This window comes from Gimesia alba, from assembly GCF_007744675.1.
GTDB classification, from domain to species: Bacteria; Planctomycetota; Planctomycetia; order Planctomycetales; family Planctomycetaceae; genus Gimesia; species Gimesia alba.
The window spans coordinates 3,717,773-3,741,249 of the sequence record NZ_CP036269.1 but is presented as its reverse complement, the minus strand read 5'-3'; the positions used below and the strand labels follow the sequence as shown (position 1 = coordinate 3,741,249).

Below are 23,477 nucleotides of genomic sequence, written 5' to 3'. Positions count from 1 at the left end.
GCGTTTACTTAGTCTGCAATCGGTCCTGCATCAGTTTTTCAACCAGATTCGCCGTCTTCCGGATATGCTGTTCCATTTCCGAAGCGGCTTTGTCACAGTCATTTTTCTGTAAGGCTTTGATGATTTCCTCATGATCCGAAAGCGCGATTTCCTGAGCCTGGCTCTCATTATCAACGACTTCACGAATCGCCTGAATCAGCGTGTTATAGCGACGCAGTTCATCTTGCAAACGAACACTCCCACAATGCGCGGCGATCAGACTATGCAATCGTATATCCAAAGCCATCGCCTTCTGCGACCAGCTTGCATCCCGTGCCTCTTTCGCGATGGCAGCAAATTCATCCGCGAGTTCAGACAGCAAACGTGGCTCAATCTTCCCACACGCCGTCCTGACTGCTTCCACTTCGAGAATCCGGCGTAACTGGTAAATTTCACGGATCTGCATGACGCCAAACTCACGCATCACAGCTCCGCGGTTCGGTAGGTTCTCAACAATCCCGATCGAAGCCAGTTCCACAAGGGCTTCCCGAACAGGAGTCGCACTCACTCCAAATTGCTCGGCCAGATTTTGAATCACCATCCGATGGCCAATTGGAAATTCGCCTCGGATGACGGCCGTCAAAATCCTCTGGACAACCACTTCGCGAATATTTCCACGGGGAACCATTGAGAATGATCCGGGTAGATTGGTCGTCGACATATTCTTTCCTCAAGCCGCCTTGTAAAGGCTTATAATAAACAGACTAATAGAGTACGTATATTATATATGATTCATTGAGGAGATAAAAGAGGGCGTTCTGGAACTTCCTGAAAAAGAAGTTTGACACATCGATATTGGCTGATCTGTAAGCTCAGGAAATGATGTTATGGACCACTTCGCCAGCCACATCCGTCAGACGGAAATCACGTCCGGAATAATGATAGGTCAATCGTTCATGATTGATTCCCATCAGATGCAGGATTGTCGCATGCAGATCATGGACGTGAACTTTATCCTGCATCGCCCGGAACCCGAATTCATCCGAGGCACCATGAATGGTCCCCCCTTTGATGCCGCCTCCCGCCATCCACATGCAGAAGCCGAACGGATTATGATCGCGACCATTAATCCCGCCTTGAGCGGTAGGGGTCCGACCGAATTCGCCCCCCCAGACCACCAGTGTTTCATCCAGTAATCCACGCTGTTTCAGATCAGTCAGTAGCTGGGCAATCGGCTGATCGATGTCTTTGCACAATCGTTCGTTGCTTTTGTCATGATTGCTGTGCGTATCCCAGGGTTGACGATTTCCGTAATACACCTGCACGAATCGGACGCCACGTTCGCTTAATCGACGTGACAGCAGACAGGCCTTGGAGAATTCGCTCTTGCCATACGCTTCCTGAAGCTTCTCCGGTTCCAGGGAAATATCAAAGGCATCCGTCGCAGCAAACTGCATCCGATAAGCCAACTCCATCGACTTGATCCGCGTCTCCAGCTCATTATCACCGGCGCGGGATGAAAGATGTTGCTTATTAATTGCCTGCACCAAGTCCAGCTGTTTTTTTTGTTCGCTGGAAGAGAGAACTTCATTTTTCAGATAGGGAATCATCTGCTCGGGAGTCAGGTCTTTGTTATTGATGTGAGTTGCCTGATGCTTGCCAGGCAGGAACGCACTCCCCCATAATTTCGGTCCCACCACTGGTTTCCCCGGGCATAATGCCAGGAAGCCGGGCAGATTCTGATTCTCGGTCCCCAATCCATAAGTCAACCAGGATCCAATACTCGGCCGTGTCGGCGTCAACGTTCCCAGGTTCATCATACACAGAGCAGGGGCATGATTCGGAAAGTCGGTGTGCATCGAACGAATAATCGCCATATCATCGACATGTTTCGAAAGATGCTGAAAATGTTCGGAAACAGGAATCCCCGACTTCCCGGCGTTAATAAATTTGACCGGCGAAGGTAGCAGCCCCATCGTTTTCGAAGCTGTGCGAATATCAGCTGACTTGGGACGTTGACCTGCATATTTCTTCAAAGCCGGCTTCGGGTCAAACGTATCCACCTGGGAAGGACCGCCGCTCATAAACAGGAAAATCACACGCTTTGCTTTGGGAGCAAAATGCGGCGTTTGCTGTGGATTCTTTTTCGTAGCTTCAGAGGCCTCTGCAGCCGCCAGCATCCCGGCCAGGCTCATCATCCCAAAACCGCCCCCAACACTCTGGAGCATTTCTCGGCGGCTGAATACATTCTGCGAATTGGAATTAATCATGTTTGATTACTCTTTATCAATGAAAAATGAAAACTGTGTTCATCAACCGATTTGATTTTCAGTCAACAAACATCATTTCATTACTGCACAACAATGCCTGACAATAGCGCTGCCAGGGAGTAAGCTGCTTCGGGTCTGTTGTTTCTCGACCTTCATAAACGCCATTATTTTTATTATCTGTAATATCCGCGGCCTGTGCCAAATTCGGATTGTCCGTCCGTAAAGGCCAGCAGGACAGGGGATCTGACTCTAAAATAGATGCCACATATTCCGCATGCGATAACTGACCTTTCTCCATTTTCGCTGAATGAAAATGTTTCTGAACTTCGCTCGGGCTCAACACCCGATTAAATAGTGCCACCGCGCCGAGCTGTCCCTGGAAATTCGAGAAATTATCGTTTCGACCGGCAATGATCACTTCAGAAACTCCTGATTCATATCCCGGCTTTGCTTCACCTGTAATTTCCGGTTTCGGGTTCCCGTTCAGATACACTTGAATTTTCTGCTGATCTCGAATGAAAACCACATGATTCCATGTGTCCGGTTTGATCACCGTATTACCAAACAATGTCTGTCGCTGTTGATCCCCATTATAGAAAAACAGGCGGCCCGCTTTATTCGGTCGATACTTGCCGGCAATCCCCAGATGGTCGCCCGCGGCCTTCGCGGCGGAGTCTTTCCCTCTGGAAAAGAAATATCCCGTGATGATGCGTTTGTCATTGGGAATCTGATTTTTCACCCAGAGCTCAACCGAATAAGAATCGCCTAACTCTTTGACATCCGCTTTAATCCGTTTGCCGGCAAACGTGGGGATTTGCTCGACCGCAGGCTGCGGTTCATCTGTCAAACCAGCCCGTTCGATAAACTGCAAGCCAATCTGCGTTTCCTTCTGAGTGGGAGCGCGGGAAAATAGCAGTTGATAAACGCCGTCAATCCGTTGTTCGGATGATTCACCCTCGAATCGATTCGCCAATTGCTGTGCCTGCTGTCTCACAAACGGAGAGTTCAAGACAAACAACTGCTGTAACGGCGTTGTTGTCTTGGAACGACGGGCAGCATGAATCGCCGGATCAGGAAAATCATACGACTGCAGGAACGTACTCAATTTATGGCGCGAAACGTTGGCATAAATCCCACGTCGATGGAACGTCGGATCATCAACGTCCCCCGAAGGCCCCGCCTGGGTGGCATCCAGATTATTTCCCGCGGCTAATAACGCATCTCGGTAGACTTCCGCTTCCAGACGTCGCCGATTGAAGTAGGACAGTAAACGATTATTCGGATCCTGCTTCTTCTGTGCATCAGTCAACACGACGTTCGATGACTGTCGATACGTCGCCGACAGCATAATCAAACGATGTAACTTCTTCAGCGACCAACCTTCGTCCATAAACCAGACTGTCAGATCATCCAGCAGTTCGGGATGACTGGGTTGGGAACCGGTCTTGCCAAAATTACTTGGCGTATCAACCAGACCTTCGCCGAAATGATGCTGCCAGACCCGATTTACCATCACACGTGCCGTCAGCGGATTGTCCCGACTGGCTATGCTCCGTGCTAATTCCAGGCGACCACTGCCGTTCTTGAACGGCTCAGGATTCTCGCCGGCCAGTACCTTCACAAACCGACGTGGCACCAGTTTTCCGAGGTTTCCGGCATTGCCGCGAATGAACACGTTCAAATCCCGGGGCTTGTCTGGATAATAAACAATCTTCATCCGGTCTTCCGTAATCTCTTCCACGCGTACTTGCTCTTCCGTCAATGCATCAGCCAGGGGTAGATCAAAGCCGGGAGTTGCCTTCTTGATCTCTTCCACTTTCGCTTTGTTATCTTTGATCGTCTTATTGTATGCAGCAATTAATGACGTATTCTGTTTCAGCTCTACTGGTGGAATCGGAAACTGAATCGTGGCCTGCTTCTTCAAATCGGGACGGGGTGCAATTAACGCGAATTCGGTTTTTCCGGCCTTTTGTATCTGCTGTTTGAGGAGTGCATTTCGCTTATTCAACTCACGAATCGTATCAGTCAGAGTCTTATTTTCTTCTGTGAGTTTGTTCGCTTTATCCCGGGCAGGCTGCGTTTTCGCGACTTCTTCATCGGGGATAATCGGCCGCGTCGTCTGTCTGACTGATGCGAACACACCTGCAATGCCATAATAATCTTCAACCGTCAGAGGATCATACTTATGATCATGACAACGGGCACACGCCATCGTCAGCCCCAGCAAACCGCGGCACAAACTGTCCACACGGTCTTCCCAGTCATCTGCATAGCGATTTTCCAATGTGACCTGTGACAGCGCGACTTCTTTATGGTACGAAGGCCCCAATCCCATATAACCGAGAGCAGGGTAGTCTTCCGGTCCTGTCTCCGGTAGAAAGTCCGTCGCCAACTGACGAATAATAAATTCATCGTAAGGCATATCATCATTCAGCGCTTTGATCACCCAGTCACGATAGCGATACGCGTGAGGATACGGGCCGTTGTGCGGTCCCATATTCGTATTGTCTTCTGCATACCGTGCGACATCCAGCCAGTGCCGTCCCCAGCGTTCGCCATAATGGGGCGACTTCAGCAGGCGATCAATCAGACGGGCATACGCATCGGGGGACTTGTCTTTGACAAACTGTCCCACTTCCTGAGGTGTCGGAGGCAGCCCGATTAAATCAAAATAAACACGGCGAATGAGGGTTCGCTTATTTGCAGCCGGAGCAGGGGAGAACCCTTTCGCCTCTTGCGCTGCGAGAACGAAGGCATCGATCTTGTTTACAGGCCAGTTCTGCTGTTTGACCTTAGGAGCCGGATGAGACTTTGGCGGTTGAAAGGACCAGAACGCGCGTGCCTTCTCAAAATCGATTTCGGCTTTGACCTGTTTCTTTTTTGTTTCGTTTCGCGGGTCGGGAGCCCCCATCGCGATCCATTTTTCAAAATCCGCGATCACTTCATCAGGCAACTTCCCCTTGGGAGGCATCTGATAGCTCTCTTCACCATAACGCATTGTCTCCAGCAGCAGACTCTCGGCAGGTTTTCCAGGCACGAGTGCCGTTCCCGAATCTCCCCCATTGAGCGTTCCCTGTTTCGAATCCAGCAGCAGACTCCCCTTGAGGTTTTTGGAGTCGGCGGAATGACATTCGTAACAATGCTGAATCAGAACCGGACGAATTTTCTTTTCAAAGAAATCGAGCCCTGCCTGATCTGGCTGTGCTTCCTTCGCTGAAACTTCCGGAAGGAACAAACCGAACAGGCTCGTGATTACGATGACAGCGGTCACTTTTTGCAAAGTTTTCATAGTCATGTCTGCGATGATAAAAGTCAGGTGGGATAAAGCCGCGCCGGCTGAGGATCACTCAACTGTATCTCGTTGTTCCACAACCAGATACATCAAGTATGCTTTATATCCTATCGGGAAAAACCGGGAATAACAATATAATATTTAAAAAAGCCTTCTCAATCCGTCGATTTGCCCCGTTCCATCCCGATTTCAGCCTATTTTTCCATGAATTCCAGCCCCCCGACGACACACGATACTTTCATCCCTTTTCAGGTTCCCGCATTCACAATCCACTTCGACTGCCTGATCATTCAGAAAATGTTGCAGTGACTTTCATTCCTCGATAGTCTGAAGGGCGGCGAAATCATCATTGTCTCAAGTTAGTCAACGCGAAATCGAAGGACCTCACATGTTACTGAAAGCACCTGCTCTGACAACGCGAATCCTGCTTCTCGCTGCTACGGTCAGCTTCACGATCAACACTGCTTTCACAGAGGAACCCCAAAAACCTGGTTTCACTATTCCCTACGTTGACCTCAACGATGAATCAGACCGGCAAATCATCGTCGACCGCGAAGAGGGGCAATACCTGGGGCATCCCACCACCGTTCTGCTGGAAGACAATAAAACCATGCTCTGCGTTTATCCCAAAGGGCACGGAAAAGGGGGCATCGTTTATAAACGCTCCAACGACGCCGGTAAAACCTGGAGCGATCGTCTGCCGACTCCCGCTTCCTGGGCGACCTCCCGCGAAGTTCCCACACTGCATCGCGTCATTGATGCGAGCGGCAAAAGACGAATCATTATGTTCTCCGGCCTTTATCCCACTCGTATGGCGGTCACCGAAGATGACGGCCAGACTTGGAGCGAACTCAAGCAGGTCGGCGACTGGGGTGGCATCGTCGTCATGGGTTGTGTCGAACCCCTCAAAACCGGCAAAGGGCATTACATGGCCCTGTTTCATGATGACGGACGTTTTATCTCAAAAGATTCCCAACAGACATCGCCGGTAACGTTCACACTCTATAAAAGTCTCTCCACAGATGGCGGCTTAACCTGGTCTGATCCCCAGGCAATCCACAAATCATCCGACTACCACATCTGCGAACCCGGCATCATTCGTTCTCCCGATGGCAAACAGCTCGCCGTTTTACTCCGCGAAAACAGCCGTCGTCACAACTCACAAATCATCTTCTCCAACGATGAAGGCAAAACCTGGACCGCCCCCCGCGATCTTCCCGGCTCGCTCAATGGAGATCGCCATACCGGCAAATACGATCCCATAAGTGGTCGGCTGCTGATTTCCTTCCGTAGTAACACCCCCAAAGGTCACACCGCTCCCACCGAAGGAGACTGGGTTGCCTGGGTCGGCACCTACGACGATCTCGTTAACAGAAAAGAAGGGCAGTACCACGTGAGACTAAAAGACAACACCAAAGGCGCCGACTGTGCCTACCCTGGCGTCGAAGTTCTCCCCGATGGCACTTACATCCTCACTACCTACGGCCACTGGGAAAAAGGCAAAGCCCCGTACATTCTCAGCGTGCGATTGAAACTCTCTGATATCGGCGCGATCTGGGCGAAGTCCCTTTAAGTGGTTCATAAGACTTCTTGAACAGAAAAAACTAGCGGGTGGCTCCGAATGAAATTCGGAGTTGTCGCAGACAACAGGAGGTCGCAGTTCAAGCGATCAATAAAGTAAATACTTTAAATCTCCTCTGCCTCATCCTCTGACGATCCTTCTTCCTCATCCGTTTCCACAACCAGAGTCTGCGACGGATCCACCCACAACGATGCCACTCCCGCGATCAAAAACGCAACCGCACACGTCACAAAGGCCATGTTCCAGTGATGTTCCTCGCCAATCACCGCGATCATTAAGGAAGGAGCCACCGCCGCCCCCAGATTGCCCCACATGTTTCCCCATCCCAGAACAGACCCCACATGTTTGCCGGCAATATCCTGGTTGAATGCCCACATAGCGGGTGAACCAAAATCCGTCGAAAACGCGACGATCGAAAACATCACCACCGCGAACCAGGGAGAGATCTCCAGCATACACACCAGATACGCGGCCATCGCCGTGAACCGCGAGATCGCAATCGGCAGAACGCGGCTCCAGCGCAAACTGATGCGTTTCATCAACCAGTCTGTCACTTTTCCACCCGACAAAGTTCCCAACCAGCCGATCGCCAGCGCGAACGTGATCATCTTTCCGCGCTCTTCCAGCGGAACCTGATATGCCTCATCCAGGAAGCGTGGCAGCCAGGTCACCAGAAACAACCAGCCCACATTCGTGCAGAATTGAGACAAAGACAGCAGCCAGAGACTCTTATTCTTTGTAATCGCCTTGAAAGGAATTCCGCCGATCTGTTTTGAGTGATCTTTGTCTTCATCCAGACGGCCCTTTTCAATCAGTTCCAGTTCCTCTTTGGAGCAAGAGGAATGGGCGCGGGGATAATCGCGAATGATCCACCAGAAAATTCCCGCGATCAATATTCCGACCACACCATAGGTCATCATCATTTTCCGCCAGCCTTTTCCTTGCACCTTGCGTACATCGGAATAATAGCGAGCTTCAAACAGCAATCGATTCAGCCGGGATGTCTGCTCCAGATTCATCTCACCCGGATTCACGTTCAACAGCTGCTCTGCCTGCTGATTGAGCGTTAACCCTTCGAAGTCTGCCGGATCATACAGCATCTCTTTCTGTAAGATCGTATTCAAATTCACCAGGAAAGAACTCTCTGCTTTCGTAAATGATTTCACCAGAGCTTTAGCTTCAACCTCAGCATCAGCGGCAGCAGCTGCCTCTGCCACTGCTAACTCCGCTGCATCGGCAGCATTCTTAGCTTCAGTTTCAGCCAGAGCTTTATTCTCACCACTGGCATTTGCAGCTATGGCAGCCGTATCCTTAGCAACTTTCTTGGCTGTAGTCGCAGCTACAGCAGCAGCCTCCGCCTTAGCGGCAACAGCCTCCGCGTTGAGATAGTTTCTACTTTCTGATGTCAGTCCCTCAAAGATCTTCGTTTCAAACTCTTGCTTCTCGTCTACACGCTCCAGAAATGTCTCTGCCAGATTGTGAGGATTCATAATATCCCCGGATTTGAGATCCGAGGATTCCGACATCGGCACAAACAGGATAATCAAAAACGCAGTCAATACCGGCGCCAGGGCGCCGCCAATCCGTCCGCCGACGGTGACCATGCTGCTGGCAAACCCGCGTTCCGTTAAAGGCATCCACTTGCTGACAACATTGGCGCTCGTGGGATACGCGCCGGCCTGGCTCAGTCCAAATCCCAATCGAAATATTAACAGCATGACAAATCCGGTCGCAAATCCCGTCAAAGCTGTGAATAGCGACCACATGAGAATATAGAGCGTCAACATTTTCCGTGCACCAAAGCGGTCACTAAACCAACCAGAGGGCACCTGGCATAACGCGTAGGAGACAAAAAACGAACCGAGCAGGATCCCAATTTGATGATCGGTCAATCCCAGCTCATCTTTAATAAAGACCTCGGCGAAAGAAATACAGAATCGATCCAGATACAACAGAATCGCCATCAGCATGCAGGCAAAAATCACGCGATAACGCACGTACGATTTGGTCGGTTCCACACTGGCCATAAGTCTCTCAACTTTCCTTCAGGGTCGGTGAGCAAATTTTGATGCAGCAGTATAACAGCATACTGATATGAAAACGAGCGCCAACTCAAACCGTCAGGAACCAGGGAACAAATCTCGGTGCACAGCCGCTGAACTTACTTCCCGATCAACAGCTTGACAGCACCCCGAAACGAAATAAGCTATGCGGAGATAAAGTCGGGCGCGCGAGACACAACATTCTTACTAAATTTATCGTCCTCTGTTTTCAGCAGTTAGCTCAATTGTTTCAAAATGCAACACAAGCAGAGAAAACAATGGTAAACCCGTTTTCGACATTCGTTTGACTCAACAATCATAGAGTATACTCAAATTCGCTGCTCGCTATAGTTCACCCTATTCACCTCGCATGTTCGTGCGTTATCAAACGCGTTCGCAGAACGATCTATCAACATCACAAAGCGATTTCAGGACTTCATAAACGCTTCATAAGCGATCAAACGGGTGAATATTCGGAACAGAACAGAATGAACTAGTTTGGGATTTCATGATCCACAAAGTGATCACAAAGAAAGAAAAGGGTAAGCCCGAATGCAATTCGGGCCGAGCGCAGCGAGCAGGAGGTTTCAGAGCAACCACTCATATCATAGATAAACGGCCTTACAAAAGAGCAGTGAATATTGCCACTCAAGCAGAACGATTGTTCCGAAACCTCCCGTTGTCTTGCGACAACACCGAATTTCATTCGGTGCTACCCGATCGCTCCTTAATCATATTTTTCCATCATCCTTCTGGAAATCATCATTTCTCATTTCAGACAACAGCTCACATTTTGGATTTGCCATCATGATCATAATCTGTCACGATGGTGTGCCGAAGTAGCAGGTACCAGATCACAGTTAAAGGAATGCCACTATGCTCACCAGAGCCGCTGTTCTCTATGAGATGGAAAAACCGACTCCCTATGCCGAGTCAAAACCGCTGGTTGTCGAAGAAGTCAACCTCGCCGATCCCGGGCCAGGGGAAGTCCTTGTTGAAATGGCGGGCGCTGGCTTGTGTCACTCCGACCTCTCGACCATCGACGGCTCCCGTCCCCGCGTGATGCCGATGGTCATGGGCCACGAAGCCAGCGGCATTGTCCGCGAAGTCGGCGCCGGGGTACACGATTTAAAACCCGACGACCACGTCGTCTTCTCGTTCGTTCCCCTCTGTGGTCACTGTCTGCCCTGCGCCACCGGTCGTCCGGCGTTATGTGAACCCGGCGCCCAGGCCAACATCGCCGGCACGTTGCTCTCCGGCCGTCGTCCCTTCAGCAGTCTGTCCGGTCAGGAAATCAACCACCACCTCGGCGTCGCCGCCTTTTCAGAACACACGGTCGTTGCCCAGGAATCGCTGATCAAGATCGATTCGCAACTCCCTCTCAGCACCGCGGCCCTGTTTGGCTGCGCCGTCATGACCGGCGTCGGGGCCGTCGTCAATACCGCGAAAGTGGAACCCGGCTCCAGCGTCGCCGTCTTCGGTCTGGGTGGTGTCGGCTTAAGTACCATTATGGGTGCCCGCGCTGCCGGCGCCGAAACGATCTTCGCCGTCGATCTCCTGCCCGATAAACTCGAACACGCTGTGCAGGCAGGAGCAACACATCTGATTAACGCCGGTGAAGAAGACCCGGTGACCATGATCAAAGACATCACCAACGGCGTGGATTATGCCTTCGAAAGTGTAGGCAACGAACTGGTCCTGCAACAGGCGTACGCGGCCACCAAACGGGGCGGCACCACCATCACCATCGGCCTGCCGCATCCAATCAAAATGTTCTCGATCCCCGCCGTCAGTCTCGTCGCCGAAGAACGCACCATCAAAGGCTCCTACATGGGCTCAGCCGTTCCCCGCCGTGACCTGCCTCGATTCATCGCCATGTACGAAGCCGGTCTGCTCCCCGTCGATCAACTGCTCTCACGCACGATCCAACTCGACGAAATCAACGCCGCCTTTGACGCCCTCGCCACCGGCGCCGCCGTCCGGCAGGTCGTCACGTTTGGGAAATGATGCAGGGATAATGTCTTCAAGATCACTCAGACGAATAAGCGGGGCCAAGAATTTGCCAGACGAATTCCGCCATATTCTGATGGCCGGCCTGTGAAAGATGAATACTATCCAGCGTCGCATCTCCACCCGCGATGATTGACAGAAACACCCGCTTCGGAACCAGTTTGACGCCATGTTTCCGCGCCAGTTCACGCTGAATGCGCCCAAACTCATGATAAAACGGTGGCAGCGGCAGTTCCAACATCACCAGCTGACGGCCCGGCGATGTCAGTTCGGATAACAGTCCATCCAGATTCGCTTCAAACTGCGCCGTCGTCGTCGAACCCAGTATGTCATTCCCGCCAATTTCCAGTAGCACCAGCGGGGAATCAATCTCCGTCGCCGCCACTTGCTTCCGGGCCGCGGCAACCGTGTCCCCAACATGCGAAAGGTCCTGAACAGAAACGCCGTGTAGCCGCTCCAGAATTCGTGGCCACGTTTCGCTCTCTTTGTCTCCTAGACCGGCGGTCACCGAATCCCCAATCACCGTCAGACTGCGCGATGCGACCGGCTTCACTCCCGGCGTCAGATGATAAGGAACCTCCAGCAATAGCGCCACCAGCCAGACAGCAATCAGTAGAAACGCGGCGCTCCGATGTCCTCGTCTTCGAAACAGCAGCACCAGCCAGACCAGTGTTAACAGCCCCGCCATGCCATACAACCACCAAGGCAGGGGAGTCGAAGAGACCGCAACCGCGATCACTCCCAGCAGAAATGAGAGCACCATCAACCGCCGCGGCATGCGTTGCTCACGCAGCGACAACAGGGCCGCGAGAATGACTAACGCAACTCCCGTAAAGAAAGCCTGCCCCGAGGCAATGTGATAGACAATCGGATTCAAGGTAGATACTCATCAGGCATTTTAAAGTGAATTGTTCAAGAAAATCAGAGCCTGTGTGAAGAATATACTTTGTTGGAGCGTAAAAGCGATTTGAAAATCATTTCGACTCAAAATAGCGTGCCTTATTCATCAAGACGCCGATAAAAATATACAATCCCATTCCCAATGGTACTAAGGAGAACACCAGAACCACCAGAAAGCGACTGAGGCGAAACGAATTATCAAGCACTGACTCAGCAGGATTCTGCGGATTCACATAACAGGCTAGTTGGCCACCTTTGTTTTGTTGAAACAATTTGACTTTCTGATACAGATCGCGCTGAAAAGAACCAAAATTGTCACCGCCGCGATAAATGGAAGCACGATCGCCAGTATAGATTTTTCCTTTGTATTTGTACTCGTATTTCACAACAACCTTTTCTGTCGAATCTTCTCCACCTTCCTCCACGACAAGTTCAACATGCAAAACTCGGCTCACGGGCGTGGGTGCCGAGTCCTTGAATTTGTAAAAACTTTGGAGATCGGCCAGAAAATGAAACGTGAAAAAATAGAGTCCTACAAGAATTACAATCGGACTAATCAATATTCCCAGATAGAAGTTTCGAGGACGATACATCTCCTCTTCTGTAGGAGATTTCTCTCTTAAACGATCACCCCAATTCCACATCCACCACCGCCTTATTTAGAACAGGTTAAACGAACAGCAATTTTTTGACTTCACTCAGGCCCATATAATGAGCTGATCCAGCAAGAGTATCACAGGCGATCGGATTCACGATTGGTTTCCAGTTCAACTTTGTCTTTCTCAACTGAGTGAAACGGCTAATCTTTCAGAGAGATTCTCCTGATCGCATCGAACACACAATTTAGACAGACGATTGCATTCAACAGAAAAATTATTCCTTCACCAGACCACCAGAAATAGCTGGAAAAAATGCCTGACAACAAGAAGCATATCGTAGAAACAATCAATTTGTTTTTTGTCGGTGTCACTTGTGAATTATTCATAGAACAGTTTTCTCCGCTCGATTTTCAGCAAAGCATTTCCTGCAATTAGTTCCTAAGTCCCCCGATAGCTTCGGATCGTCAGCCAGACACCTGTCAATGCCATCATCAGGTATGGCCACGCTGATTCAATCCACCACTGATATCCTATCAACACTGTCGCAATGAGCCAGAATGCTGTTACGAGCCGTTCGCGTCTTGTCAGAGGGACGTGCGGATCAATGGTGTGTCGATGAGCTGCTGAAAACGGCTCCCATTTCTCCTGCTGCTCCAGGGGCACCATAGTGCGGAGAAATCCAATGATATCGCGTTGATCTCTTCGCTTGAAATGATCCAGATTGATTCTTATTTTGTCGGCCGCTGAACTGATAATGATCTCACCTGATATCGATCGCCAGTTAAGGTGAGAAATTTCATCCATGGAAATCATGTTGGTCTCAGTACCGACAACCTTGGTGATCGCCTCTTGTGAGAGAGTTAGTCGAAACCGGCGCCAGTAAGCCAGGCCCTGCCAGATACCTGCCCCCGAGATCAAGATCAGGACAACACCAACAAGGAGAACAGCCAGGACGGAGCCGCTGGTGAAACGACCAGTTCTTGAATAGAAATAATTGATAGCGAGAACACTGACGCCAATCCAGAAGACCGTAACGACAAATGGCAAAACAACATACAAGGGTTTAGCCCGACAGCTCTTTTCTGACAAGATTTCGCTCATATCTTAATTCGCCTCGGCCAGACATCCATCAATCGACTTCCAGTGAATTCAAGTCTGTGTAAATCAGTTTAACAGATTGAGATGGAGAGACAAAACAGGATCTTCAGGAATTATCATGTGAAATTGTCGCAGACAGATCACCCGAATCCTCTATACATCCAGCCTTTCGATTCCTGCCAATCAGTATCCCCACGATCGGCCCAATCACAAACGATGCCGGAACCCCATAGAGTCGCGCCGCATCAATACAGGTTCGACTTGCTCCCTTGAAATGATTAAAAGGTTGCTCTCCAAAGATGAGAGAACCCAGTAGTGCCACACCGACAACGAGCGCAACACAACCCAGCAAGCCATAGACGGCATGCCGCAGCCAGGGACCAAATGTAACCGCAGCAATGAACGGTCCCATTAACGAGAAAACAAATAGATAACTGAGTATCAAGGTCCACCGATAACGCAACTCAGCTATTTCAAACAGGGTCGGATGGACGAAATCAGCTTTCTGAATCACATGGCCGAGTGTTAAACTCGCTGTATAAGCCCCTAAAAACAGACCCACAAAGGCACCGCCAAACACTCCTTTGAGAATGTTTCTGATCCGCTGTCCCCACATGTCTGGCCTTTCTGATCTCTTCTTCGAGCATCAACAGTTCCAGAATACAACTCCCGCGCAGCATAATTATATATCGTCTTCCTGCTGTAATGTACCATAATCGCGGCGGCGAACCAGCGTCGTATCGATAATCTTGACTCATCAGATTCATACTCCTATCTCATAGACCCATGACAGGTTCAATGGTTCTGAAGCAGGGAAAAATCCTTCGAAAATAAGCAAAAAGGGTAGGCCCAAATGTAATTCGGGCCGAGCGCAGCGAGCAGGAGGTGACAGAATAACGACTCGATCCAAGTAATTCGGTCTTACAAAAATTGACTCCCGATGTAAAAGTAGAGTTTCGCATGTTGTTACAAACCAGAAAGCATCATCCAAACCTCCTGTTGTCAATGACAACACCGAATTTCATTCGGTGCCACCCGGTTTCTATCAGCCATACAGAAAATCTCAAAGTCACAAGAATAATCTAGCACTCAGCATAGTAAATCAAATAGGATAAATTCTATCCTGCATTAACCAAACAATCGGAGGTCGGACTTATGAACCGTTTTATTTGCTGCAGTTTTATTTTGTTCTTCCTGACCATCCCCTTTTCTGCTCGTTCTCAAATCAATAGCGAAATTGAGTCAGCTCCCCAACACACAAAGTACACCAACTGGCCATGGCCCGTCGCAATCCCCAAAACCAGTTCCCCCGAAATCATATCCGCAGCCGCACGCCTGACGAAATCTCTCAATAATCCGCTCAATGTTTTGCAGGTAACCCAGAATCCCGGTTGTGCACTCTGGCTCGAAGTCGGCTCCTGGAAACCCAATCCGTCCACTCCCGGTTACCTCATTCTGATTCAACCCGGCGGCGGAAGAATCATCGCATCCAACCTGGAGCAGCTCCAGCTTGCCATTCATCAGTTGAAACAAAAAACACGTATTCACGACGGAAAAACCGAACTCCCCGTGGGCGTCATCACCAATTATTCCTTGATTGGCAAAGCGAATGCCAGATCCTGACTTTCAACTCACAGCCGAACTCTTTTTCCCTTCGGAAGACTCTCCTTCGCTCGATGTGCAGGAAGTCTTGACGCTGCTCGAATCGCACATCTCCACGGTCACAGTTGACTTCGAACGCGGGCGGCAGCAGGTTCTGGCAAACATTGACCGTCTCAAATCATTGGGTACGCCGGAAATCATCTACCGCGGCGAATATCAACTCATGGACCGTACGATCTATGTAGAAATCCCCGTACCTGAACGTCCCGAAATACTTGCCGGTTATACGTCAGGCTTCAGCTACTACGATGGCTGTCTCGGTCTCGAGTGCCAGCCGTTCGACATGGAGGCTCTCAAACGGGGAGCCATTTTCGTTGCCCAGTCACTGGAGCTTGACCTTTCGCTGATGAATTCTGACTACCTTGAGATTGGCATCCTCTTTAAACCGGGTCAGGTAACGCCACCAGAACTGATCGCCGAGCGCTATGCCGATTTAGTGTCTATCTCCGCTGTTCGCTCTGTCACAACTGACTGGCAATCGCGGCTGGAGACCGCCTGCGTCAACTGGCTGAATACGCATCCGACTGAGCAGACAGCACAGCGCTGGCGGTCTGTCGTCACGGACGAGCAGAGCCTGGCTCAATCACTGATCCATCGCTTGATCTCAATGGGAACGGTCCGCGAAGCCAGCGTCATCGACTTCGACCGTGAATTCTGGCACCATTGTCTGGCCCTTGACTATGACGACGGGAGCGGGCTCGTCAATTTATCGGGACATCCAAAACCACTGTTTGATCTTTGAAAACCACACAAGGGAAGCGAAGACGACGATTGCCTGGGCCCCAAAACTTGTTTTCTCCCAATCCACAAGTGACATTCACTCCCATGCCTGCTAATATTTAAGTTACTTTATATATTAGCATCCTCGTTCGTATTCCTTCCCCGTCAAGAGTGGGTCCATGCCACAACTGTTTTGGAAACCGTTTACGCCTTTCCTACTGGTCTTCGGTCTGACCGGAATACTTTACTGCCCGATTTCGACCACAACGGCTGAGGAAAAAGCGAAACAGGAACGCATCGAATTCAATCGCGACATCCGTCCGATCCTCTCGGAAAAGTGCCTGCATTGTCACGGCCCCGACTCCTCGACCCGCGAAGCAGACCTGCGTTTGGATGATCCAACCGATGTCCGCCAGCCACGTGACGGGTATACGATTATCAATCTCAAACAACCCGCGAATAGTGAATTGCTCAAGCGGCTGTTAACCACCGATGCCGACCTCAAGATGCCCCCCGCCGATTCAGGGAAAGAAATTTCCCCACAGGAAATCGCACTCATCCAGTGCTGGATCGAACAGGGAGCCGAATACCAGCAACACTGGTCCTTCATCCCGCCACGCCGGCCGGAGCTTCCTGCTGTCAAAAAGCAAAGTTGGCCCCAGTCTCCCATCGACCGTTTTGTCCTCGCCCGACTGGAACGGGAAGGCCTCAAACCGTCGCCCCGTGCCGACAAAGCCACACTCTGCCGGCGCCTTTCGCTCGATCTCACCGGCCTGCCGCCAACACTCGCCGAGTTAGATCTCTTTCTCAACGACGATTCACCGAATGCCTACGAAAAACTGATCGACCGTCTGCTTGCATCTCCGCATTATGGCGAGCACCGTGCCCGTTATTGGCTCGACGCCGCCCGCTACGCCGACACCAGCGGCTATTTCACCGACGACGAATGGCAAACGTGGCGCTGGCGGGACTGGGTGATCAACGCCTTCAATGAAAACAAACCCTTCGATCAATTCACCATCGAACAACTGGCCGGAGATCTGCTCCCGAACCCGACACAAGACCAGCTCATCGCCACCGGCTTCAATCGCAATCATATGACCACACAGGAAACCGGCATCATCGATGAAGAATACCGCGTTGAGTACGTCGTCGATCGTCTCGACACCACATCCACCGTCTGGATGGGCCTGACGATGGGCTGCGCCCGCTGTCACGATCACAAATACGATCCCATTTCCCAGAAAGAGTTCTATCAGCTCTTCGCCTTCTTCAATAACACACCGGAAACCGGCAACACCCGAACCGCAGGCAACGCGAAACCGCTTCTGAAAATCCCCTCAGAACAGTATCTCGCACAAGAACAACAGCTCAAAGATCAAGTGGCAGCGCTGGAGCAGCAACACCAGCAACGCGAACAGGAGCTCGCACAACAACAGATCGCCTGGGAAAAAGAGGTCCTGAAAGATCTTACGCCCCCCTCCGACGACCAGCTGATTCTGTATTACCCGCTTGATGATGTGATACAGAACACTACGCTGAAACCGGTTGGTCAAATCGAGCCGGTCCCCGCCTTTATCGGGCAGGGCGTGAAATTCGACGGTACCGCGCTCCTCGAAAGCAGCGTGCCCCTCGCGCTGGATCACGACACGCCGTTTACGATCGCCGCCTGGATCAACCCCGCGTCCGGCGGCCCCACCTGTCTGTTTTCTAAAAATGACGATCGCAGTCAACTCCGCGGCTTCGATATCATGCTCCGCAAAGGCAAACTCGCCGTCCACCTGATCCACAAATGGAACAGCAACGCAATTCAGGTCGTCACCGACAACAGAATCAGCACCGGTCGCTGGCAACATCTGGTTGTCACTTACGACGGCTCTTCCACAGCCGCCGGCATTCGCATCTATCTGAACGGCGCCCCGCAGGCAACATCCGCTCTCTACGACAGCTTGACCGGCAGCATCAGCACGCAGGAACCGTTCCGCATAGGCCGCCGCAGCACCAGTGCCTTTTATAAAGGGTCGATTGATGACGTACGCATCTATCAGCGCCCACTTTCAGCAGACCAGGCCCGACAACTTGCCGACTTTCAGTTCCTGAGCAGCACACTTGCCGTCCCTACAGAAAAACGGACCAAACAACAGCAGCAGGCACTCCGCACCTATTTCCTGAACAGTGCTGCCCCGAAGCGTTTTCGAACTGCAGAACGCGACCTGCAAACCATGCGCAGCAAACTTTCTGCACACCAGAAAAACATTCCCACTTCGATGATCATGCAGGAAAATGAAACGCTCCGCGACACCTTCGTCCTTGTGCGTGGCGTCTACAACAAGCATGGCGAAAAGGTCATCGCCCGCGTTCCCGCCGCCTTGCCTGAGTTAAAAAATAATCTTCCCACCAACCGACTCGGATTCGCCCGCTGGCTGGTCAGCCCTCAACATCCACTGACGGCCCGCGTTTATGTGAACCGGCTCTGGCAGCAGATGTTCGGCGTTGGTCTGGTGAAAACGGTCGGCGATTTCGGCTCACAGGGAGAATGGCCCAGCCATCCCGAACTGCTCGACTGGCTGGCCGTCGAATTCCAGGAAAGCGGCTGGGATGTAAAACACCTCATCAAACAAATTGTCCTCTCCGCGACGTATCAGCAATCTTCCCGCGGCACTGACGAATTATTCGAACGCGATCCGGAAAACCGGCTCCTGGCCCGCGGCCCCCGCTTCCGTCTCGATGCGGAAACCGTCCGCGATAACGCACTCCAGATCAGCGGCCTGCTTGTCTCAAAGCAGGGGGGGCCGAGCGTCAAACCGTATCAACCCGCCGGTCTCTGGGAAGCGGTCTCCTATGACGGCAACGTCACTTATCAGCAGTCTACCGGCGATGGTCTGTACCGCCGCAGTCTGTATACGTTCTGGAAACGTCAGAGTCCGCCCCCCGGTCTGATGGCTTTCGACGCCCCGACTCGCGAAACCTGCACGGTCAATCGCCCCCGGACGAACACGCCGCTGCAGGCACTGGTCTTGATGAATGATCCCACTTACCTCGAAGCCGCCCGCGTCCTCGCAGAACGAACGTTGAAAAATTATTCCTCAGAACCAGAACGCATCCAGTACGCGTTCCGAACCGCCACCAGCCGCACGCCCGACAAATTTGAACAGAACGTCCTAAACAAAATTCTAATTCAACAATTACATATGTTTCAAAACAATCCGGCAGCAGCCAAGAAACTGCTCCAGGTTGGCGATGCCCCCCTTGATAAAACCGTTTCCCCAGCCGAACTGGCGGCCTGGACCATTGTCACCAGCACGATTCTCAACATGGACGAAACCGTCACCAAACAGTAATCAACGACAAGCAACAGGAATCCGCATGCACCTTGACCTGACCGCACTCCAACAGGAATTCACCCGCCGGCAGTTCTTCCGCCAGAACGTGACCGGCATCGGTGCTGCTGCGCTAGGCTCGCTGTTGAACCCACGGCTCTTCGCCAATGAAACAAAGCCTGACAACGCTTCCACAAATCCATCACATTTTCCGGGCAAAGCCAAGCGGGTGATCTATCTCTTCATGCATGGCGGCCCGTCACAGATGGAACTTTTCGACTATAAACCGCGACTCAAAGATTTGAACACGACGCCGCTCCCCGATTCCGTTCGCGGCGACCAACGACTGACCGGCATGACGGCGAATCAGAAATCGTTCCCAATCGCCGCCCCCAATCAATTCCGCTTTCAGCAGCACGGCGAGAGCGGCACCTGGGTCAGCGATGCACTACCACACTTTTCGAAAGTCATTGATGACGTCTGCGTGATTAAATCGATGCACACCGAAGCCATTAATCATGATCCCGCCGTCACCCTGATGCAGACCGGCCACCAGCAACCGGGCCGCCCCAGCTTCGGCGCCTGGTCGAGTTACGGCTTAGGCAGCGAAAATCAGAACCTGCCCGCATTCGTCGTGCTCATTTCGCACGGCAGTGCCTCTCGTCCCGCCGATCCCTTATACGCCCGCTTGTGGGGCACCGGTTTTCTCCCTTCGAATCATCAGGGCGTCAATTTCCGCAAGAGTGGCGATCCCGTGCTGTATCTCTCGAATCCGCCGGGCGTCGATGCCGCCAGTCGTCGCCACATGCTGGATGGTTTGTCGCAACTCAACCAGCGGCAGTTCGAAACGTACCGCGATCCCGAAATTCGCACCCGCATCAAACAATACGAAATGGCGTATCGCATGCAGACCTCGGTCCCCGATCTAACCGACCTCTCCGAAGAGACGGATCAGACTTTCAAGCTGTACGGCGAAGCCTCCCGCAAGCCAGGGACGTATGCCGCCAACTGTCTGTTAGCCCGGCGGATGGCAGAGCGGGGCGTGCGGTTCATTCAACTCTACCACCGGGGCTGGGACCAGCATTACAATCTCCCCAGCGACCTCCGTCTGCAGTGCGGCGACATCGATCAACCCACCGCAGGCTTACTCACTGACCTCAAACAGCGCGGGTTATTAGACGACACCCTGATTGTCTGGGGGGGGGAATTCGGACGTACAATCTACAGCCAGGGCACGCTCACCAGCACCGATTACGGCCGCGACCATCACGGCCGCTGTTTCACCATGTGGTTGGCCGGTGGCGGAATCAAGCCCGGTCTCTCCTACGGCGCGACCGACGATTTCTGTTACAACATCGCCGAAAACCCGGTCCACGTCCACGACTTGAATGCCACACTCCTGCATTGCCTGGGGCTCAACCACGAACGCCTGATCTATAAACATCAGGGCCGTGACTACCGCCTGACCGATGTGCATGGGACCGTGATTGAGAACATTCTCGCATGAAAGATAAGACGCCGGGGTGGCACTGGTGGCTTGCCACCAGTGAATGGTAATCAACGTTCCAAAGTATAAGAAGGGGGTAGGACCGAAGTCTTTTTCATAATTGGTGCAATTCGATAAATGACGCGATTTTCCGCACCAGTTTTTCCGCGGACTTCGTTTTCGCGACTACGATGTAGCCCGACCAGATATCCCATTCCAAGCCAACGACTTTTCTCTGAAGTCGGAACTCCTGAAACAGTTCATCCGGGCCGACCACCAGTTCCCCCACAGGCGCCAGCTGAAACTGATTCACAACGATTTGTGTAATCCTCTGATACGAGTCGGCTTCAATTTGAAAAAACTCAATCGTCAGCCGCTGGCTGGCATCCCGGTGTTTATACATATCACTCAGGCTCGATCACAACAGCGGTCCCGTAACAGAGCACTTCGGTCGCTGAGCCTTTGCTGACCACTTCCGAGGCATCGTAGCGCAGGCCCACAATCGCATTCGCCCCCAGTTCCCGGGCGTGCTCCAGGAGTAAATCATAGGCCTGCTGCCGCGCCTGCTCGCACATCTGGGTGTAGGCACCAATCCGACCTCCCACAATATTTTTCAAGCCACCCAAAAATCCCTGCGCGATCGTCGGCGACCGCACAATGATCCCGCGAACCACTCCCTTGTACTCTTTGATCTGGTAGCCCTCAATTGTAAATGTGGTCGTGACCGGCATGCTCATGGGGGTTCTTTTTTCCAAATCAATAGATATGTACTTAAAGGTTCTAAAAATTGATACCAAAAAAGTAATTGGATCTTGTGAAGTGTGCTTACTTCATATTTTAATTATTCGTTCAAGAATTTCAGGAATATCATCGTACTCTTCATACCAAATTACTGCGACTCCAAGTTCCTTCATTAGCTCTTCATTTAGAACATGATGGCCTTTTAGAAATTTTTCAGCTCCCTCTTGATTCTTAATTAATTCATGTTTTTTTCCATCTTTGTTTTCAAAACAGAATGTTTCCTTTTTTAGTCGCTTCAAGAAAACAAAATGCTTAGTTCGGTCATTATTTTTAGCGGCGATATCTAATAAACGACGTAAATTTGGGTCAGTCATCGATAGGCCAACCATCAAGCAAGTATTTTCACGAAGTCTATTTAATTGAACCAAGTTAGACCAATGATACGAATCAGTATAAATTTGATGATAACCTTCTTCTGCAAAGACAAGAGTCGATTTTTCTAAATCATCATAAGCACCATTATATTCAGGTAAAAAACCATGAACATGATAAACAGGTAATTCATCCGGGTTATCTGATTCGCTATCAGTATAAATACATCTATAATTGATTGACTTACTATCTAGTTGTTTCTCAAATAAATCATCAAAGTTGTATGTCACTACACACGAAACTTTTGCTCCAGTTCTACGCGGAATACACATTGATGCAAGTGACATAAGTAACCTAGAATCGATATCATAACTTTCATCTCTCAATTCATAGAGATTTCTAGTAATCTCACTTACAAATTCTTTAGCTCCTTCTTTCTTTTGAGACAAACCTCGGCGTAAATATCTTGCTGCCATCAAAGTAGAAGGTTCATCTACTTCTTTTAGCCGCAGCACTAGCTGTTTTATATCATCTACAGAAATCTTTATATCACTTCTAAACTCTTGGGTTAAATAGGTTACAAAAAGTGAGTTTAATAAGGTATTCCAATCAGGCATTCCAGCGCTACTAGAAACGCCTGCACCTAAGAATAGTGAAAATTGGCCTTTCAAATAACAATTTCTTAAGTCTTCAATTAGAACCTCTCGATCGGATTTCCAATCATCTTTTGTTTCGCTTACCGCAGATGCTAATCTTAAAGAAAAAAGATTATCAGCAATCTCATTTATTTTTGTCTTATACTTTTTGGCAATTTTTTCTATTTGGGTCGGTCCCCACAAAAATAGATTGAGCCGACCTTCAAATGACTCATAGGCTGCACATATTCGATCTTTTATTCTTGGGGTCGCCTGCTTCGCTGAAATAATAAGTAGGTTGGATCGTTCCTTGTCACTAGGAGATAATGAGTAACAAAGTCGGCTAAAATATCTCTTCCAATATGAAGATGGAATATTTTTCAGATCATACTTGAACTCGATATATGTTGTCTCTCTCAGTTTATCAAATCCATCTGGTGCTAATGCATCATACCCATCGTGAACATAAGAGCCTCTTAAAAAAGGTTTATTTTGCCGTTCTAAGTGATGCTCTAATAGATTCAGCATAAAAGTTTCAAAAGCAATATTTCTATTTATACTCTCATGCTCTATGCCGTCTAATATTTCTTCTATGAACATTGTAAGCTCGTACTTTCTCTGCTATGGAATGCACCTCAAACCACAAATGCCCTTATGAACACGTAGTTATTTCAGAGTACAAAATGCATGCTTTTTATTCAATCATATTCCAATACTCAGATCATATTATTTACATTGTCGCCAATATCATATATATTCTCAGAGACCT

Annotated in this window: 17 protein-coding genes; 6 read left to right on the top strand and 11 right to left on the bottom strand. The window is 50.4% G+C overall.

Going from position 1 to position 23,477, the window contains the following annotated elements; all coding sequences use genetic code 11:
- Positions 1-4: 4 nt before the first annotated feature.
- The 3 genes from Pan241w_RS14040 to Pan241w_RS14030 all read right to left on the bottom strand — a co-directional run bounded on the left by Pan241w_RS14040 (position 5) and on the right by Pan241w_RS14030 (position 5,538).
- Complete coding sequence (locus Pan241w_RS14040; RefSeq protein WP_145216760.1) at positions 5-700, bottom strand: GntR family transcriptional regulator; 696 nt, start codon at positions 698-700, stop codon at positions 5-7.
- 151 nt (positions 701-851) lie between these two features.
- Positions 852-2,249, bottom strand: coding sequence for a DUF1501 domain-containing protein (locus Pan241w_RS14035; RefSeq protein ID WP_145216758.1), 1,398 nt, complete (start codon positions 2,247-2,249; stop codon positions 852-854).
- 58 nt (positions 2,250-2,307) lie between these two features.
- Entirely contained in the window at positions 2,308-5,538 is a 3,231-nt protein-coding gene (locus tag Pan241w_RS14030; RefSeq protein WP_145216756.1) for a DUF1553 domain-containing protein, read from the bottom strand.
- A gap of 391 nt (positions 5,539-5,929) precedes the next feature.
- Between Pan241w_RS14030 and Pan241w_RS14025 the strand changes: the two genes are divergently transcribed.
- On the top strand, positions 5,930-7,114 hold the full coding sequence (locus Pan241w_RS14025; protein ID WP_145216754.1) for a sialidase family protein: 1,185 nt from the start codon (positions 5,930-5,932) through the stop codon (positions 7,112-7,114).
- Positions 7,115-7,227: 113 nt separating this feature from the next.
- Here the strand turns inward: Pan241w_RS14025 and Pan241w_RS14020 are convergent, their stop codons facing one another.
- Positions 7,228-9,150 (bottom strand): MFS transporter, encoded by a 1,923-nt coding sequence (locus Pan241w_RS14020; protein ID WP_145216752.1) that lies wholly within the window; start codon positions 9,148-9,150, stop codon positions 7,228-7,230.
- 891 nt (positions 9,151-10,041) lie between these two features.
- Here Pan241w_RS14020 and Pan241w_RS14015 point away from each other — a divergent pair.
- Positions 10,042-11,172, top strand: a complete 1,131-nt coding sequence (locus Pan241w_RS14015; protein ID WP_145216750.1) for a zinc-dependent alcohol dehydrogenase family protein — start codon at positions 10,042-10,044, stop codon at positions 11,170-11,172.
- A gap of 22 nt (positions 11,173-11,194) precedes the next feature.
- Here the strand turns inward: Pan241w_RS14015 and Pan241w_RS14010 are convergent, their stop codons facing one another.
- The 4 genes from Pan241w_RS14010 to Pan241w_RS13995 form a co-directional block, all read right to left on the bottom strand.
- Positions 11,195-12,052: an SGNH/GDSL hydrolase family protein gene (locus Pan241w_RS14010; RefSeq protein ID WP_145216748.1), complete on the bottom strand. Its 858-nt coding sequence runs from the start codon at positions 12,050-12,052 to the stop codon at positions 11,195-11,197.
- Between the two features lie 97 nt (positions 12,053-12,149).
- A complete protein-coding gene (locus tag Pan241w_RS14005) occupies positions 12,150-12,668 on the bottom strand; it encodes a DUF3592 domain-containing protein (RefSeq protein WP_198000521.1) in 519 nt (172 codons plus the stop codon).
- Between the two features lie 444 nt (positions 12,669-13,112).
- Positions 13,113-13,775, bottom strand: coding sequence for a hypothetical protein (locus Pan241w_RS14000; RefSeq protein WP_145216744.1), 663 nt, complete (start codon positions 13,773-13,775; stop codon positions 13,113-13,115).
- A gap of 103 nt (positions 13,776-13,878) precedes the next feature.
- On the bottom strand, positions 13,879-14,388 hold the full coding sequence (locus Pan241w_RS13995; RefSeq protein WP_145216742.1) for a hypothetical protein: 510 nt from the start codon (positions 14,386-14,388) through the stop codon (positions 13,879-13,881).
- 539 nt (positions 14,389-14,927) lie between these two features.
- On the opposite strand from Pan241w_RS13995, the gene Pan241w_RS13990 reads away from it, so the two are divergent.
- From Pan241w_RS13990 to Pan241w_RS13975, 4 genes are all read left to right on the top strand, one after another.
- Positions 14,928-15,395, top strand: a complete 468-nt coding sequence (locus tag Pan241w_RS13990; protein ID WP_145216740.1) for a hypothetical protein — start codon at positions 14,928-14,930, stop codon at positions 15,393-15,395.
- Positions 15,382-16,176, top strand: a complete 795-nt coding sequence (locus Pan241w_RS13985) for a hypothetical protein (protein ID WP_145216738.1) — start codon at positions 15,382-15,384, stop codon at positions 16,174-16,176. Before Pan241w_RS13990 ends, Pan241w_RS13985 begins: the two co-directional genes overlap by 14 nt.
- Before the next feature lie 157 nt (positions 16,177-16,333).
- Positions 16,334-19,495 carry a DUF1553 domain-containing protein gene (locus tag Pan241w_RS13980; protein ID WP_145216736.1) on the top strand — a complete coding sequence of 1,054 codons (3,162 nt, stop codon included), beginning with the start codon at positions 16,334-16,336 and terminating at the stop codon, positions 19,493-19,495.
- Positions 19,496-19,520: 25 nt separating this feature from the next.
- Positions 19,521-20,981, top strand: a complete 1,461-nt coding sequence (locus Pan241w_RS13975) for a DUF1501 domain-containing protein (protein ID WP_145216734.1) — start codon at positions 19,521-19,523, stop codon at positions 20,979-20,981.
- A 94-nt stretch (positions 20,982-21,075) separates the two neighbouring features.
- Here Pan241w_RS13975 and Pan241w_RS13970 read toward each other — a convergent pair whose 3' ends face one another.
- From Pan241w_RS13970 to Pan241w_RS13960, 3 genes are all read right to left on the bottom strand, one after another.
- Positions 21,076-21,363, bottom strand: a complete 288-nt coding sequence (locus Pan241w_RS13970; RefSeq protein ID WP_145216732.1) for a hypothetical protein — start codon at positions 21,361-21,363, stop codon at positions 21,076-21,078.
- Between the two features lies 1 nt (position 21,364).
- Positions 21,365-21,697: a YbjQ family protein gene (locus tag Pan241w_RS13965; RefSeq protein ID WP_145216729.1), complete on the bottom strand. Its 333-nt coding sequence runs from the start codon at positions 21,695-21,697 to the stop codon at positions 21,365-21,367.
- Positions 21,698-21,790: 93 nt separating this feature from the next.
- Positions 21,791-23,308 (bottom strand): SIR2 family protein, encoded by a 1,518-nt coding sequence (locus tag Pan241w_RS13960; RefSeq protein ID WP_145216726.1) that lies wholly within the window; start codon positions 23,306-23,308, stop codon positions 21,791-21,793.
- Between the last annotated feature and the right edge of the window lie 169 nt (positions 23,309-23,477).

Bases quoted from the DNA above. Each gene is read 5' to 3' on its own strand.
- Pan241w_RS14040 (WP_145216760.1), bottom strand. From the start codon at position 700: ATGTCGACGACCAATCTACCCGGATCATTCTCAATGGTTCCCCGTGGA.
- Pan241w_RS14035 (WP_145216758.1), bottom strand. From the start codon at position 2,249: ATGATTAATTCCAATTCGCAGAATGTATTCAGCCGCCGAGAAATGCTC.
- Pan241w_RS14030 (WP_145216756.1), bottom strand. From the start codon at position 5,538: ATGAAAACTTTGCAAAAAGTGACCGCTGTCATCGTAATCACGAGCCTG.
- Pan241w_RS14025 (WP_145216754.1), top strand. From the start codon at position 5,930: ATGTTACTGAAAGCACCTGCTCTGACAACGCGAATCCTGCTTCTCGCT.
- Pan241w_RS14020 (WP_145216752.1), bottom strand. From the start codon at position 9,150: ATGGCCAGTGTGGAACCGACCAAATCGTACGTGCGTTATCGCGTGATT.
- Pan241w_RS14015 (WP_145216750.1), top strand. From the start codon at position 10,042: ATGCTCACCAGAGCCGCTGTTCTCTATGAGATGGAAAAACCGACTCCC.
- Pan241w_RS14005 (WP_198000521.1), bottom strand. From the start codon at position 12,668: ATGTATCGTCCTCGAAACTTCTATCTGGGAATATTGATTAGTCCGATT.
- Pan241w_RS14000 (WP_145216744.1), bottom strand. From the start codon at position 13,775: ATGAGCGAAATCTTGTCAGAAAAGAGCTGTCGGGCTAAACCCTTGTAT.
- Pan241w_RS13995 (WP_145216742.1), bottom strand. From the start codon at position 14,388: ATGTGGGGACAGCGGATCAGAAACATTCTCAAAGGAGTGTTTGGCGGT.
- Pan241w_RS13990 (WP_145216740.1), top strand. From the start codon at position 14,928: ATGAACCGTTTTATTTGCTGCAGTTTTATTTTGTTCTTCCTGACCATC.
- Pan241w_RS13985 (WP_145216738.1), top strand. From the start codon at position 15,382: ATGCCAGATCCTGACTTTCAACTCACAGCCGAACTCTTTTTCCCTTCG.
- Pan241w_RS13980 (WP_145216736.1), top strand. From the start codon at position 16,334: ATGCCACAACTGTTTTGGAAACCGTTTACGCCTTTCCTACTGGTCTTC.
- Pan241w_RS13975 (WP_145216734.1), top strand. From the start codon at position 19,521: ATGCACCTTGACCTGACCGCACTCCAACAGGAATTCACCCGCCGGCAG.
- Pan241w_RS13970 (WP_145216732.1), bottom strand. From the start codon at position 21,363: ATGTATAAACACCGGGATGCCAGCCAGCGGCTGACGATTGAGTTTTTT.
- Pan241w_RS13965 (WP_145216729.1), bottom strand. From the start codon at position 21,697: ATGAGCATGCCGGTCACGACCACATTTACAATTGAGGGCTACCAGATC.
- Pan241w_RS13960 (WP_145216726.1), bottom strand. From the start codon at position 23,308: ATGTTCATAGAAGAAATATTAGACGGCATAGAGCATGAGAGTATAAAT.